Here is a 14893-nt window from a genome sequence, read left to right as displayed (position 1 = left end):
AAACTGCTGTCCATGCGCATTGTGGTTCTGGCCGGCGGCATCGGCGGCGCCCGTTTCCTCCGCGGTCTCAAGCAGGCCGCGCCCGAAGCGGACGTCACGGTGATCGGCAACACCGGTGACGACATCCATCTGTTCGGGCTGAAGGTCTGCCCCGACCTCGACACCGTGATGTACACCCTCGGCGGTGGCATCAACGAAGAGCAGGGCTGGGGGCGTACGGACGAGAGCTTCCGGGTCAAGGAGGAGCTCGCGGCGTACGGCGTGGGCCCCGAGTGGTTCGGTCTCGGCGACCGTGACTTCGCCACGCACATCGTCCGTACGCAGATGCTCGCGGCGGGCTATCCGCTCAGCGCCGTCACCGAGGCGCTGTGCGCCCGCTGGAATCCGGGCGTGCGGCTGCTGCCGATGTCCGACGACCGCGTCGAGACGCATGTCGCCGTCGAGGTGGATGGCGAGAAGAAGGTCATCCACTTCCAGGAGTACTGGGTGAAGCTGCGGGCGTCCGTGGCCGCGGAGGCGGTCGTGCCCGTCGGCGCGGACCAGGCGAAGCCCGCGCCGGGTGTGCTCGAGGCGATCGCCGCGGCCGACGTCATCGTCTTCCCGCCGTCCAACCCCGTCGTCAGCGTCGGCACGATCCTGGCGGTGCCGGGGATCCGCGAGGCCATCGCCGACGCGGGCGTCCCGGTGGTGGGGCTGTCCCCCATCGTCGGGGACGCGCCCGTGCGCGGGATGGCCGACAAGGTGCTCGCCGCGGTCGGCGTCGAGGCGACCGCCGCGGCCGTCGCCCGGCACTACGGCTCCGGGCTGCTCGACGGCTGGCTCGTCGACACGGTCGACGCGGGCGCGGTGGCGGAGGTCGAGGAGGCGGGGATCCGCTGCCGGGCCGTGCCGCTGCTGATGACGGACGCGGACGCGGCTGCCGGGATGGCGCGCCAGGCGCTGGCGCTCGCCGAGGAGGTACGGGCGTGAGCTCGCCGTCGTACAGCGTCTGGGCGCTGCCCGGTGTCGGCGAGGTACGGCCGGGCGACGACCTCGCCAAGCTGATCTCCGCGACCGAGCCGGGTCTCGTGGACGGCGATGTCCTGCTGGTCACGTCCAAGATCGTGAGCAAGGCGGAGGGGCGGGTCGTCGCGGCGGACGACCGCGAGGCCGCCATCGACGCGGAGACGGTACGGGTGGTGGCGCGCCGCGGCACCCTTCGCATCGTCGAGAACCGGCAGGGCCTGGTGATGGCCGCGGCCGGGGTCGACGCCTCCAACACCCCTGCCGGGACCGTGCTGTTGCTGCCCTCCGATCCCGACGCGTCGGCGCGGGCGATCCGCGAGGGGCTGCGGGAGACGCTCGGCGTGGACGTCGGCGTGATCGTCACGGACACGTTCGGGCGGCCCTGGCGCAACGGTCTGACCGATGTCGCGATCGGCGCGGCGGGCGTGCGGGTCCTGGACGACCTGCGCGGCGGCAGCGACGCGCATGGCAATCCGCTGAGCGCGACCGTCGTCGCCACGGCGGACGAACTGGCCGCGGCGGGCGACCTGGTCAAGGGCAAGGCGGAGGGGCTGCCGGTCGCGGTGGTGAGGGGCCTGGCTCATCTGGTGGGCGGCGAAGACGGCGCGCGTGCGATGGTGCGAGTTGCCGCGGACGACATGTTCCGGCTCGGGACCTCCGAGGCCGTACGGGAGGCGGTGACCCTGCGGCGTACGGTCCGCGAGTTCACCGACGAGCCGGTGGACGGGGGTGCGGTCCGGCGGGCCGTCGCCGCGGCCGTCACGGCGCCCGCGCCGCACCACACGACGCCCTGGCGCTTCGTCCTGCTCGAATCTGCCTCGGCTCGCACGGAGTTGCTGGACGCCATGCGGGACGCGTGGATCGCCGACCTGCGCCGCGACGGCAAGTCGGAGGAGTCCGTCGCGAAGCGGGTCCGCCGCGGCGAGGTGCTGCGACGCGCGCCGTACCTGGTGGTGCCGTGCCTGGTGATGGACGGCTCGCACCACTACGGCGACGAGCGCCGGGACGCCGCCGAACGCGAGATGTTCGTGGTCGCGGCGGGCGCGGGCGTCCAGAACTTCCTGGTGGCGCTGGCGGGCGAGCGGCTTGGCTCGGCGTGGGTGTCCTCGACGATGTTCTGCCGGGACGTCGTACGGGAGGTGCTGGGGCTTCCGGAGGGGTGGGACCCGATGGGGGCGGTGGCGGTGGGGCACGCGGCCGCACCGGCGAAGGAGCGGCCGGCGCGGGACGCGGGGGACTTCATCGAGGTGCGGTGACCCCGACCGTGCGTCAGGAGTGGTACAGCACCCGTACGACCATCGCGTCGTCGGGCAGTGCGTCGAGATAGGCGTTGAAGCCGAGGTTGTACGTGTGCGTACCGCCCTCGCTCCAGCGGCCCTCCAGGGTGAGCAGGGTCCAGGTCGGCAGGCCATGAAGTCCTTCTGCCCGGCGTTCTACAGGCTCGCGATGTCGCCGCGCGGCATCTTCGGGGTGCGGCGGGCCGGGGTGCGGCCGCTCAGGAGGATCAGGCGGGCGGCGCGGTGGCGCTGGCCCGCGTAGGGGGCCAGGAGTTCGAGCATCGCGGCGTCGTCGGCGTGGCGGTCGCCCGCGAGCGCGTAGCCGACGATGCCGGGCAGGTGCAGATCGCCGACGGTCACCGCGTCGGGGGCGCCGTTGCTGCGCTGGATGGTTTCGGCGGAGGTCCAGGGGCCGATGCCGGGGATCAACTCCAGCCGTTCCTGGGCCTGTTGGGGCTCCATCGCCGCGGCCTCCTCCAGTCGGCGGGCGACGCGGACGGCGCGCAGGATCGTGGAGGCCCGCTTGTTGTCGACGCCCGCGCGGTGCCACTCCCAGGACGGGATCAGTGCCCAGGTCCGGGGGTCGGGCATGACATGCAGCCGCTCGTCCGGGCCCGGAGCGGGCTCGCCGTGCTTGCGGACAAGCAGCCGCCAGGCCCGGTACGCCTCGTCCGTCGTGACCTTCTGCTCCAGGATCGACGGGATCAGGGCTTCCAGGACGAGCGAGGTACGCGTCAGCCGCAGGCCCGGGCGGCGGTGCTGGGACACGGCGACGAGGCGGTGGCGGGGGGTGAAGGCGGTGGGATCGTCCCCTTCGCCGAGCATCGCGGGCAGTTGGTCGAGCAGCCACTCCGCGCCGGGGCCCCACGCCTTGGCCTCTGCGGTGCCGCTGTCCGCCCGCAGCGCGACCCTGAGCGTGCCGGGCCCTGCGGGCGTACGGCTGGCGCGCCAGACGGAGCCGTCGGGGGACGTACGGAAGGTGGGATCGGCGGGGCCGCGGCGCAGGGGCCCGAGGACGAGACCCAGGTCAAGGGGGCCGGGGGGTGTCCAGCGGCGGGTGCGGGAGGCGGTGGCCTGGCGGGGGACGGCCTTGGGCAGGGGGGTGTGACCGCCGCGCACGCTGGTGCGGGTGGGTCGGTTCGGTGCGAAGCGTCCTGCCACGGTGTATGAGGGTACGGGCCGGTCGCGCGCGGCGCCCCGACTACTGGTCCGAAGAGAAGCGGACGGACGACGCCGGAAGGACCGCGCCGCACCACACCCTCGCGCCGTCGCGGAGTTCGTTGTCCGGGCCCACCACCGCGCCGTCGCCGATCACCACGCCCGACAGGACCGTACGGGCGCCGATACGTGCGCCCGCGCCGATCAGGGAGGCGGAGACGACCGCGCCCTCCTCCACGATCGCGCCGTCGAGGACCGCGCTGCCGTCGATGCGGGCGCCCTCGGCGATCACCGCGTTAGCTCCGATGACCGTGCCGCCGGTCAGTTTCGCGTCGGGGGCCACCGTGGCCTTCGGCAGGACCAGGCGGTCGCCGCAGCGGCCCTGGACCGCCGGGGACGGTGCGCGGCCCATCACCAGGTCGGCCGAGCCGCGGACGAAGGCCTGGGGGGTCCCGAGGTCGAGCCAGTAGGTGGAGTCGACCATGCCCTGCAGGTGCGCCCCGGAGGAGAGCAGGTCGGGGAAGGTCTCGCGCTCCACGGAGACGGGACGGCCGACCGGGATCGTGTCGATGACCGAGCGGCGGAAGACGTACGCCCCCGCGTTGATCTGGTCGGTGACGATCTCCTCGGCCGTCTGGGGCTTTTCCAGGAAGGCCCGGACGCGCCCGTCGGCGTTCGTCGGGACCAGACCGAACGCCCGGGGGTCCTCGACCCGCGTCAGGTGCAGCGAGACGTCCGCGCCGCAGGACCGGTGTGTGGCGACCAGTGCCTCGATGTCCAGGCCCGTCAGGATGTCGCCGTTGAAGATCAGCACCGGCTCGTCGGGGCCGGACCGCAGCCGGGACGCGACATTGCGGATCGCGCCGCCCGTGCCGAGCGGTTCCTCCTCGGTGACGTACTCCAGGTGGAGCCCGAGCGCCGAGCCGTCGCCGAAGTACGGCTCGAAGACCTCCGCCAGATACGACGTCGCCAGCACGATGTGCTCGACCCCCGCCGCCCTTGCCCGCGCCAGTTGATGCGTCAGGAACGGTACGCCCGCCGCCGGAACCATCGGCTTCGGAGTGTTGACGGTGAGCGGACGCAGTCGGGTGCCTTTGCCGCCGACCAGGAGGATCGCTTCTGTCACCTTGTCGTCTCTGCTTCCTGCTGGGGCCGGCATGGTCAATCGTTGGAGACCGGCAGTGTATGCAGTTGGATGGGCACACACCCCGCCCGTCAGCGACCCTGGTATGTAGCCGAAGCGCTCCGGGCCGCGCCGAGCTTGGCGTAGAGCAGGGCTCCCGGGCACTCCGTCAGGAATCCGTCCCGGTGCCCGGAAATGACGTTGAAGGTGACCTTCGCGCCCTTCTCGTACTTGCCGCTCCCCCCGGACGTCAGCAGCACCTTGCCGAGCGGATTGCCTCCGAACAGCCCGAGCTTCCAGGCCGTCAGTTTGGCGATCGCGGTGACCGCGGCCGCCGGCGGAGTGGAGGAACTGTACGTGCCGAGCACGGCGATTCCCATGCTGTCGGTGTTGAAACCAAGGGTGTGTGCGCCGAGGACGGCCTTGGCCACGCCTCCCGCCCGTCCTTCGTAGATGTTTCCGCACTTGTCGACGGCGAAGTTGTAGCCGATGTCGCGCCAGCCGCTGCTCACTACGTGGTAGCGGTAGATACCGCGAATCACGGAGGGCGCCTCGGCGCAGGTGTAGCTGTTGCCGGTCGCGGTGTGGTGCACAAATGCTGCTTTGACCGTGTTCGTGTAGACGAAGTCCGGCTCGCGCAGCGACTCGTCGGCGCCCCATCCCTTGCGCGTGATGATGGCGGGGCGCGGTCCGATGTACGGCTTAGCTCCCACCGCCTGCTCCAGGCCCGCCTCGGCCTCCGTCTCTTCCTGGGAGAGGGCCGGGAGTTCGTCCGGTGCCGTCTCCGGTGCGTCCGCGGCCGCGCGGAAAGGCATTCGCGGTACGGGCCCGAAGCCCACCGGGTCCGCGGGCTCGTCCGCCGCGGGCCCCTCCGCCGAGGGCTCTTCCGCCGCCGGTTTCTCCGGGGCCGGCATCTTGCCCGGGTCCACGAGTTCGAGGCGCAGCCCCTTGGGCAGCTGGGCCGGTTCGGACGGCTTCTCCGCCCGTACGCGTACCTCCACACCGTCCGACTCCCCCACCCACAGTGGGGCCGTTGAACCGCGCACCTTCCCCGAGCCGCGCTCCGCGCTGTCGGGATCCGCGCCGTGCTCGTCGTTGTGGGTCTCCACGTCCAGCCAGCCCGACCACTGGCCGGAGCCCACGGCCCGCGTGCGGACCTGGACCGTGCCGTGCAGCTCGGCGTTCGCGTCGTCCCAGACGACGCCCAGGAGGGAGAAGGGTCTGACGTCACGCTGGGTCAATCCCTCTTCCGTCGCCGGGCCGAGAGACCGGTCCGACGCCCTCTCCCCGATCGCCGCCAGTGGCAACGACTGGGTGGAGCCGGGCAGATCCGGCGACGGTGGCGCCGCGGCCACCGTTCCGGAGGACAGCCAGAGGGGAAGCACCAGTGCGGTTGAGCACGCGACGCCGATCGAAGAAACCAGGAATCCACGCATGAAATCGATCCTGAGCCGGGGCCGCCCACTCCGCCTTTCGGGAAACCGGCGGCTCATAGGCCCGACCGGTGTACCCCGCCACCCGTACGGAGGCACGGTCCCGTCCCCGCCGCGTACCCTTGCGCGGGTGAACGCCAGCGACCGTACCCCCGCCGACCTGCTGCGATCCGCGCTCGCCGCGGACCCGGCGCGCCCCTTGGTCACTTTCTACGACGACGCCACCGGTGAGCGTGTCGAATTGTCCGTGGCGACCTTCGCCAATTGGGTGGCAAAGACCGCGAATCTGCTCCAGGGCGACCTCGCCGCCGCGCCCGGCGACCGGCTCGCGCTGCTGCTTCCCGCGCACTGGCAGAGCGCGGTCTGGCTGCTCGCCTGTTCGTCGGTCGGCGTATGCGTCGAGGTGGGTGGCGATCCGGCCGACGCGGATCTCGTCGTCAGCGGTCCTGACACCCTGGAGGAGGCTCGCGCCTGCTCCGGCGAGCGGGTGGCGCTCGCGCTGCGCCCGCTGGGCGGACGTTTCCCGCAGCCCCCGGCGGGCTTCGCCGACTACGCGGTGGAGGTGCCCGGGCAGGGCGACCGCTTCGCGCCGTACGCGCCGGTGGACCCGGCAGCGCCCGCGCTCGTCGTCGGCGATACGGAACTGAGCGGCGCCGGCCTGGTCGAGCGGGCTCGTACGGACGCGGCCGAGCTGGGCCTCGGGCCCGGGTCGCGCTTGCTGACCGGGCACTCGTACGACACCTGGCAGGGGCTGTCCGCCGGGCTGTACGCACCGCTCGCGGCCGGCGGGTCCGTGGTGCTGTGCCGTAACCTCGGCAAACTGCCCCAAGAGGGCCTCGAAAAGCGGATCGCGGACGAGCGCGTCACCAACACCGCTGTATGACAACCCTCTGAGGTCCACCCGTGTGGCGCACACCCGGGCCGAGCCCCCGGGATCCTGCGTCAACTCCGGTGGATGATCGGCGATACGCGTGCTTCAACGCACAACCAAGCGCGAGGTTCCGCCGTCTAGTCCTGCGATCGGCGACCCAGCGCGCCGCCGACGCCGTGAAGGATGGACGCAGACGTGACGGAGACTGCTGGCACGCCCTCCGAACCGGACGGCCCGGCCGGGGCCGGCGAAGCCGGCAAGGACGCGGGCGGGGAGACCAGTAGAACCGCCCCCGGTACGGAGCCGGGCACGGACGCCGGTACGGAAGCGGAAGCGGCGGACGCCGGCGCGGACGCTGACAGCGGCACGGACGCCGACGCCGGTGACGGTGCAGGCACCGGTGACGGTGACGGTGACGGTGCAGACGGCGGTACGGACGCCGACGCCGAAACCCCCAAGCACAAGCGCCACTGGCTCCGTTGGGCCGCCCTCGGCACCTCCGTCGTCGTTCTCGCCGCCGCCGGCGTCGGCTGGTGGTTCTACCGCAAGCTCGACGCCAACATCACCACGGACACCACCGCGGCCGCCGAGCTGCAGACGTACGAGAAGGAACGCCCCAAGCCCGTCTCCCTGGACGCGCAGAACATCCTTCTCCTCGGCTCGGACACCCGCTCCGGCGCGGGCAACAGCAAGTACGGCCGCGACGACGGCGGCAGTCAGCGCTCCGACACCACGATCCTGCTGCACATCGCCGCGGACCGGCAGAGCGCGACGGCGATGTCCGTCCCACGCGATCTCATGGTCGACATCCCCAGCTGCCGCAAGCCCGACGGCACCCGCACGAAGCCTCAGTTCGCACAGTTCAACTGGGCGTTCGAGTTCGGCGGCGCGGCCTGCACCATCCGTACCGTCGAGGGGTTCACCGGCATCCGGATCGATCACCACATGGTGGTGGACTTCCGGGGCTTCAAGGCCATGGTCGACGCGGTGCACGGCGTCGAGATCTGCCTCAAGGAGCCGATCGACGACACCGACGCGCATCTGAGGCTGCGCGCGGGCAAGCAGAAGCTGAACGGCGAGCAGGCCCTCGGTTTCGTACGGGCCCGCAAGTCCATCGGCAACGGCAGTGACACCGAACGGATGGAACGCCAGCAGCAGTTTCTCGGCGCGCTGGTCCAGAAGGTGCAGAGCAACGGCGTACTGCTCAATCCGATCCGGCTCTACCCGGTGCTCGACGCGGCGACGAAGTCGCTGACGACGGACCCGGGACTGGACTCGCTGAGGGATCTGTACGACCTGACCCGCTCAATTCGCAACGTACCGACCGAAAAGGTGCAATTCCTTACGGTTCCGCGTCAGCCGTACTCCGCCGACCCGAACCGTGACGAACTGATCGAGCCGGAGGCGAGGGAGCTTTTCAAGCGGCTGCGCGAGGACAGGCTCGTCCGCGTCGTCCCGGACAAGGACAAGAAGAACAAAAAAGCGGAGGACAAAAACGCGGAAGCACCGACGGACGAGAAGCCGGACGACACCGGTTCCGCGAGCCCGACTCCGGCGCCGACATTCTCCGGCACGAACGCCGCCGTGGGCATGTGTGAGTAAAGCGATGACCAAGCCAGTGCCGGAAGTCCATGAAGATTGGGCGGATTGCCCGGTTGTAAGGGGCGTGGAATTTGTCACGGACGTCGCTTCCCGTTGAACTGGGCGGATAGTGTGACGCGATCCGGTGCTTCCGACCTCGGGTCGCGCACTAGTGGATCGAAAGACCGAGCGCCCTTCGGGGGAGGCGCCTCGCGTGGCACCGACGGAGGACTCAAGCAACCGTGGATGCGCAAAGCCGTGGACGGGCGGACGAGATCGACCCCGCCGACCAGTGGGTACTTAACCCGCACACCGGCAATTACGAATTGCGACTGGACCAATCCGCACCGCAGTCGTCCCCGTCGAGAAGCGCCGGTTCGGGCAGCGGCGGATCCAGGCGCGCCGGTGCGAGGACCCCGGCCCCGAGAAGTCCCGAGGACGATCGCGGGACGGCGACCCCGGGCCGGGACGTACCCGGTCAGCGCTCGCGCCGTACGGGCAATGCCTCGGGTGGTACGAATCCCCCCACCGTCGGCCGCCGCAAGCGCAAGCAGCCCAAGTCGCGCAAGAAGAAGGCGCTGCTGTGGACGGGCGGCGTGATGGCCTTCGTCGTGGTCGCCGGAGCCGTCGGCACGTATCTCGTCTACCGGCACTTCGACTCGAACCTGAACACGGTCGATGTCGCGGGCGCGGGCAGCGGCGGCTTCAACAAGGACCAGGCCGTCAACATCCTGATCATCGGCACGGACAAGCGCTCCGGCGCGGGCAATGACGGCTACGGCGACAAGAACAGCGTCGGGCACGCCGACACCACGATCCTCTTCCATGTCTCCAAGGACCGGACGAACGCGACCGCGCTGTCCATCCCGCGTGACCTGATCACCAACATCCCGGACTGCCAGACCAAGACGACCGAGGGCACCAAGGTCATAGGCGGCACGACCAGGACGCGGTTCAACGAGAGCCTCGGCCAGGAGGGCCGCGACCCGGGCTGCACCATGCGTACGGTCAAGGAGCTCACGGGCGTCACCGTCGACCACTTCATGATGGCCGACTTCAACGCGGTCAAGACGATGACCACGGCGGTCGGCGGTGTCGAGGTCTGTCTCGCCAAGGACATCAAGGACAAGGACTCCAAGCTCAACCTCCCGGCGGGCAAGCACGTCATCGAGGGTGAGCAGGCGCTGTCGTTCGTGCGCACGCGTCACTCGGTGGGCTTCGGCGGCGACCTCAGCCGGATCGAGATCCAGCAGCAGTTCCTGAGTTCGCTGATCCGGAAGATGAAGTCGAGCGACACCCTCTCCAGCCCCACCAAGATGTGGGACCTGGCCGAGGCTGCGACCAAGGCGCTCACCGTCGACACCGGGATAGGCAAGATCTCCCGGCTCCGCGATCTCGGTCTGGAGCTCAAGAAGGTCAACCCGAAGAACATCACCTTCGCCACGGTGCCGGTGGTCGACAACACCGACGGCGCGACCGTGCTGCTCAACGAGAGCAAGGCCAAGCCGCTGTTCTCGATGATCCAGAACGACACCTCGCTCACCGAGGTGAAGCAGAAGGAGCAGGACGCCAAGAACCAGCAGGCGAGTCTGCTCAAGGGGCCGAGGGCACAGGCGTCCAAGGTCCGCGTCGCGGTCTTCAACGGCAGCGACACACAAGGGGCGGCGCTGGCGACACTGACCTGGCTGCAGAACGAGGAAGGCGTACTGAAGTCGAGCAATGAGGGCAACGCCCCGCAGAAGCTCGCCACGACGACGCTGGTGTACGCGCCGAACCAGGCCGACCAGGCCCGCAAGCTCGCGGACCTGATGGGTCTGCCCGCCGCGGCGCTGAAGCCGGGCACGAAGAACGCCGTGGGTCTTGAGGCCATGACCCTGACCCTCGGCGCCGATTTCAAGGGCGCAGGGGTGCCCATCACCGGTCCGGCGAAAGCGCCGGAGGGTGTGCAGAAGGTCGAAGCGGACAAACAGGTGTGCGCCAAGTGACGCCGGAACACCGGGTCATGCGGCGAGCCTGAACGACAGGGGGGACCCGGGGTGGGACAGAAAAGCGTGCAGGGGGAGGGGACGCGGGACCGCGTCCCGCACGCCCGTGACCTGGGCTGGGACGACAGCCTGTACGGAGAGCGGGGCGCGGCCGGCAAGGGCCGCCGCACCCGGATCGGCCGTCAGGCCCGGTCCGACGAGCAGGACGCCGAGGCGGGGGATGGCGCGACCGCGGAGGGCTCCGGCGACGATCCGGGCTCAGGTCACCGGCACGGCGGCCCGCGCCGCGGGAAACGCGGCAAGCGCCGCGTACTGCGCTGGGTCGCGTCCGTGCTGTCGCTGCTGATACTTGGCACTGCCGGCGCCGGATACCTCTATTACGAGCACCTCAACAGCAAGCTCAAGAAGGACGACCTGACGCTCGGCGACAAGATGCGCGAGCACCAGGCGAACGCGGCGGGCCAGACGCCGTTGAACATCCTGCTGATCGGCTCGGACGCGCGGGACTCCAAGAAGAACCAGGAGCTCGGCGGCGCCAAGGACACCTTCGGCGGGACACCGCTCGCGGATGTGCAGATGCTGCTGCACGTCTCGGCGGACCGCAGCAACATCTCGGTGATCAGCATGCCGCGCGACACCGTGGTCAAGATGCCCGAGTGCAAGGACCCCGACACCGGCAAGACATACGCGGCGACCGGCTGGACGCTGACGAACGAGTCGCTCGGCCGCGGCGGGCCCGGCTGCACGGTGGCCACCTGGTACGAACTCACCGGCATCACCATCGACCACTTCATGATGATCGACTTCGCCGGTGTCGTCTCCATGGCCGACGCCATCGGCGGCGTCCCGGTCTGTGTCGAGAAGAACGTCTACTCGCGCAACCGCACGGGCCAGGGCTCCGGCCTCAAGCTGGAGGCGGGCACCCACCCGGTCAAGGGCGAGCAGGCCCTCCAGTGGCTGCGGACGCGGTACGGCTTCGAGGACGGCACCGACCTCGCCCGTACGCACGCCCAGCACATGTACATGAACTCGATGGTCCGTGAGCTGCGCAAGAACACCAAGCTCACCGACCCGGCCAAGCTGCGCAACCTCGCCGAGGCCGCGATCGGCGCGCTCACCGTCGACAAGGGCATCGGCTCGGTCAAGGAGCTCTACGACCTGGGCGAGGAGCTCAAGAGCGTCCCGACCGACCGGATCACCATGACGACCATGCCGAACTTCTACACCCAGCGGCCGGGCTTCAGCGGCAAGGTCGAGCCCCAGCCGGGCGACGCGGACCAGCTGTTCCGGATGGTCCGCGAGGACATCCCGCTGGACGGCAAGGCGCCGAAGAAGAAGCTGGCCACTACCCCGGCCGCCTCCAAGGACCCGGCAGCGGCGCCCGGCGAGATCGCGGTGATGGTGCAGAACGGCACTTCGGGCGACGGTCAGTTCGCCGCGAAGGGCAGGGCGACGGCGGTCGCCGGGATCCTTCAGGGCAAGGGCTTCACCCGGGCCCAGGCCGACGCCACGACCAATCCGCAGGCGAAGACGGTCATCCGGTATTCCAACGCCGAACTCGAGGGCGATGCCCAGGCGGTCGCCAAGTCCCTCGGGATCCCCCTGACTTCGGTGAAGAAGTCGACGGACGTCACCGGCATCACCCTGATCGTGGGCGCGGACTGGCGCCAGGGTGAGACCTACCCGAAGACGGCGCCGAAGGACGACAACAAGACGCCGACGTCGGCGCGGCCGCTGAACGGCGCCAACGACAAGGAGTGCATGGCGGTGCAGGACGGCTTCACCTGGTAGGCCGTACTCGCCAAGAGAAGGGCCCGGGCGATCGCCCGGGCCCTTCTCCTCTTATACGTACGCGGTTCAGGCGGACGAGGTCAGCACGGCCGGGCGGCGGCTGGCGATGACCTTCTTGGCCAGCGCGCGCGGACTGGTCAGGAAGCCGTAACCCCACGACATGTGCATGGTGGCGAGCGCCACAGGGATCTGCAGGCGCGCCTTGAGCGGCAGGCCCTTGCCCGCGGGGACCGACCCGGCGGCTATCCCCGCGAGGTAGCCGGCCGGGACGACGAAGCCGAGGGGCGTGAGGGCCGCGCCGACGACGATGCCCGCGGCGACCGCGCACAGGGCGGTCGGCGGCGCGAGGTAGCGCAGATTGATGGAGCCCTGGTGGTAGCGGGCGACGACATGCCGCCAGCGGCCGTAGTCCTTGTACTGCTTGGCGAGCGCCTTGACGGAGGGCCGCGGGCGGTACTGGACCTTGAGCTCCGGCGAGAACCAGATCAGGCCGCCCGCCTCACGGATGCGGAAGTTCAGCTCCCAGTCCTGGGCGCGGATGAACTCCTCGTTGTAGCCGCCCTGCTGCTCCAGCGCCTCGCGGCGGAAGACACCCAGATACACGGTTTCGGCCGCGCCCGCCTCGCCGCCGGTGTGGAAGGAGGCATTGCCCACGCCGACCTTCGACGTCATCGCGGCGGCGACGGCGTGCTCCCAGTCGTTCTCGCCCTCGGCGTGCATGATGCCGCCGACGTTCTGCGCGCCGGTCTCTTCGAGGAGGCGCACTGCGGTGGCGATGTAGTTCGCCGACAGCATGCCGTGGCCGTCGACGCGTACCACGATCGGGTGGCGCGACGCCTTGATGGCAGCGTTCAGGGCGGCGGGGGTGCGGCCGGTCGGGTTCGGCACCGTGTGGACCCTGGGGTCTTCCGATACGAGCTCGGCGGCGATCTCGTCGGTACGGTCCGTCGAGGGCCCGAGCGCGATCACCACCTCCATCTCGCCGTCGTACTCCTGCTCGAGGATGTGACGGACCGAGTTACGCAGATGCCGCTCCTCATTGAGGACCGGCATGATCACGGAGACGGGGGGCGTGGCGGCGGGTGTGGCGTTCATCGGTCGCCACGTTACCGCGAATGGGGGACACGGACGCGCGGCGGCCGGGTCGGTGCCGGTGGTCGCAGATCGTATCGGCCTACGGTGTGCGGGATTCCCCCCTGTCGCTCGCGGAGGTGTCCCCCGGTGCCCACGCCGCCCCGCTCCCGCCGTCCCCGGCCGAGTGCCCAGTCCAGGACCGGACGGCCGGTCGCGCGGCCGCGCTGGGGCATGCGGGTGGGGACGTCGCTCTCCGTCCTGGTGCTCGGGGTGGGCGGCATCGGGCACGCGGTGGTGACCAGCCTGGACACCGGTATCGCCAGGGTGGACCCCTTCAAGGACATGAAGAACCGGCCCGAGCCGGGCCACGGCATGAATCTCCTGCTCGTCGGCACCGACGGCCGCGACAAGATCACACGGGCGGAGAAGCGGAAGTACCGGCTCGGCGGCGCGCCCTGCCGCTGCACCGACACGATCATGCTGGTCCACATCTCGCGGGAGCGGGAGCGGGCGAGTGTGGTGAGCCTGCCACGGGACAGTTACGCGGAGATCCCCGCGCACGTCGACCGGACGACGGGCAAGCGCCACGGGGCGCACCCGCTGAAGCTGAACGCGGCCTACGCCGAGGGCGGGCCGAGCCTGACCGTGCGGACCGTCGAGAAGATGACCAAGGTGAAGATCGACCACTATCTGGAGGTCGACTTCACCAGCTTCATGAAGACGGTGGACGCACTCGGCGGGGTCGAGGTCTGCACGGCCCGGCCGCTGAAGGACACGTACACCGGTCTTGATCTCGCGGCCGGCACGCACAGGCTGAACGGCGGGCAGGCGCTGCAGTACGTGCGCTCGCGCCATGTCGAAGGGGCGGGCGACCTGGGCCGGATGCAGCGCCAGCAGCGCTTTCTCGCGGCGCTCATCAACCAGGCGACCAGCAGCGGAGTGCTGCTGAACCCGGCGAAGTTCCGTCAGGTCAGCTCGATGATGCTCGGCTCCGTCCGGGCCGACCAGGGCTTCGGGACGGAGGACCTGCTCGCGCTGGGCAGGGCGATGCGGGGCTTCACGGCGGCCTCGTCGGAGTTCACGTCCGTGCCGGTCCGCGGCGGCTACCACGTCAAGGGCATCGGCTCCACGGTGAAGTGGGACGAGGCGAAGTCGAAGAAGCTCTTCCAGATGATGCGCGAGGACAAACCGCTGGCGCCGCACCGGCCGGCGGGGCCGAAGGCGACGATGGTCGACGTGGCCCCGCAGCAGATCCGGGTGCAGGTCTACAACGGGACGCGGACGGACGGCATGGGTCGGGGGCTCGACGATGCGCTGAGGGCCACGGGCTTCAACACGACGCGCACGCCGCTGAACCGGGCCGGCGCGGAGGTGCGGCGCACGTATGTGAGATACGACCCACGCTGGGACCGCTCGGCGAAGTCGCTGGCGGCGGCTCTGCCGGGCTGCGAACTGCTCAAGGTGAGGGGCCAGGGCCCGACGCTGAAGGTGACGGCCGGGACGGACTACAAGGGTGTGACACCGGTCCGGGCGGAGGACAAGCACCAGGGCGAGTTCGGCGCGGTGACGGGAGACCAGGTGGTCTGCCCGTAACC

At 70.3% G+C, this 14893-nt stretch carries 11 protein-coding genes; 7 read left to right on the top strand and 4 right to left on the bottom strand.

The window, feature by feature from the left end; all coding sequences use genetic code 11:
• The first annotated feature begins 12 nt into the window (after positions 1–12).
• Together cofD and OG905_RS24665 are read left to right on the top strand one after the other, a co-directional pair.
• On the top strand, positions 13–969 hold the full coding sequence (cofD, locus tag OG905_RS24670; RefSeq protein ID WP_328677182.1) for a 2-phospho-L-lactate transferase: 957 nt from the start codon (positions 13–15) through the stop codon (positions 967–969).
• Positions 966–2261, top strand: a complete 1296-nt coding sequence (locus OG905_RS24665; RefSeq protein ID WP_328677180.1) for a coenzyme F420-0:L-glutamate ligase — start codon at positions 966–968, stop codon at positions 2259–2261. The genes cofD and OG905_RS24665 overlap by 4 nt, the downstream gene beginning before the upstream one ends.
• Before the next feature lie 177 nt (positions 2262–2438).
• Here OG905_RS24665 and OG905_RS24660 read toward each other — a convergent pair whose 3' ends face one another.
• From OG905_RS24660 to OG905_RS24650, 3 genes are read right to left on the bottom strand one after another with little or no spacing between them, the layout of a single operon-like run.
• Positions 2439–3443 carry a DNA-3-methyladenine glycosylase family protein gene (locus OG905_RS24660; RefSeq protein WP_328677178.1) on the bottom strand — a complete coding sequence of 335 codons (1005 nt, stop codon included), beginning with the start codon at positions 3441–3443 and terminating at the stop codon, positions 2439–2441.
• Positions 3444–3483: 40 nt separating this feature from the next.
• Positions 3484–4599, bottom strand: a complete 1116-nt coding sequence (locus OG905_RS24655) for an NDP-sugar synthase (protein ID WP_328677176.1) — start codon at positions 4597–4599, stop codon at positions 3484–3486.
• Between the two features lie 56 nt (positions 4600–4655).
• A complete protein-coding gene (locus tag OG905_RS24650) occupies positions 4656–5999 on the bottom strand; it encodes a peptidoglycan recognition protein family protein (RefSeq protein WP_328677174.1) in 1344 nt (447 codons plus the stop codon).
• Positions 6000–6126: 127 nt separating this feature from the next.
• Here OG905_RS24650 and OG905_RS24645 point away from each other — a divergent pair, with 127 nt between their 5' ends.
• The 4 genes from OG905_RS24645 (at position 6127) to OG905_RS24630 (ending at position 12224) form a co-directional block, all read left to right on the top strand.
• On the top strand, positions 6127–6879 hold the full coding sequence (locus OG905_RS24645) for a TIGR03089 family protein (RefSeq protein WP_328677172.1): 753 nt from the start codon (positions 6127–6129) through the stop codon (positions 6877–6879).
• A 183-nt stretch (positions 6880–7062) separates the two neighbouring features.
• Entirely contained in the window at positions 7063–8469 is a 1407-nt protein-coding gene (locus OG905_RS24640) for an LCP family glycopolymer transferase (protein WP_443043982.1), read from the top strand.
• A 221-nt stretch (positions 8470–8690) separates the two neighbouring features.
• A complete protein-coding gene (locus tag OG905_RS24635) occupies positions 8691–10433 on the top strand; it encodes an LCP family protein (protein WP_328677168.1) in 1743 nt (580 codons plus the stop codon).
• Between the two features lie 51 nt (positions 10434–10484).
• A complete protein-coding gene (locus OG905_RS24630; RefSeq protein ID WP_328677166.1) occupies positions 10485–12224 on the top strand; it encodes an LCP family protein in 1740 nt (579 codons plus the stop codon).
• Between the two features lie 66 nt (positions 12225–12290).
• On the opposite strand, the gene OG905_RS24625 is transcribed toward OG905_RS24630, so the two are convergent.
• Entirely contained in the window at positions 12291–13319 is a 1029-nt protein-coding gene (locus OG905_RS24625; RefSeq protein WP_328677164.1) for a glycosyltransferase family 2 protein, read from the bottom strand.
• 126 nt (positions 13320–13445) lie between these two features.
• Between OG905_RS24625 and OG905_RS24620 the strand changes: the two genes are divergently transcribed.
• Complete coding sequence (locus tag OG905_RS24620) at positions 13446–14891, top strand: LCP family protein (RefSeq protein WP_443043981.1); 1446 nt, start codon at positions 13446–13448, stop codon at positions 14889–14891.
• Positions 14892–14893 lie beyond the last annotated feature (2 nt).

This window comes from Streptomyces sp. NBC_00322 (genome assembly GCF_036147535.1).
Taxonomy (GTDB): domain Bacteria; phylum Actinomycetota; class Actinomycetes; order Streptomycetales; family Streptomycetaceae; genus Streptomyces.
Note: the sequence above shows the minus strand (reverse complement) of the source record. Positions and strands in the feature narration are given on the sequence as shown.

Excerpts from the sequence above, each read along its gene's own strand:
- OG905_RS24625 (WP_328677164.1), bottom strand. The coding sequence starts at position 13,319 with ATGAACGCCACACCCGCCGCCACGCCCCCCGTCTCCGTGATCATGCCG.
- OG905_RS24655 (WP_328677176.1), bottom strand. The coding sequence starts at position 4,599 with ATGCCGGCCCCAGCAGGAAGCAGAGACGACAAGGTGACAGAAGCGATC.
- OG905_RS24650 (WP_328677174.1), bottom strand. The coding sequence starts at position 5,999 with ATGCGTGGATTCCTGGTTTCTTCGATCGGCGTCGCGTGCTCAACCGCA.
- cofD (WP_328677182.1), top strand. The coding sequence starts at position 13 with ATGCGCATTGTGGTTCTGGCCGGCGGCATCGGCGGCGCCCGTTTCCTC.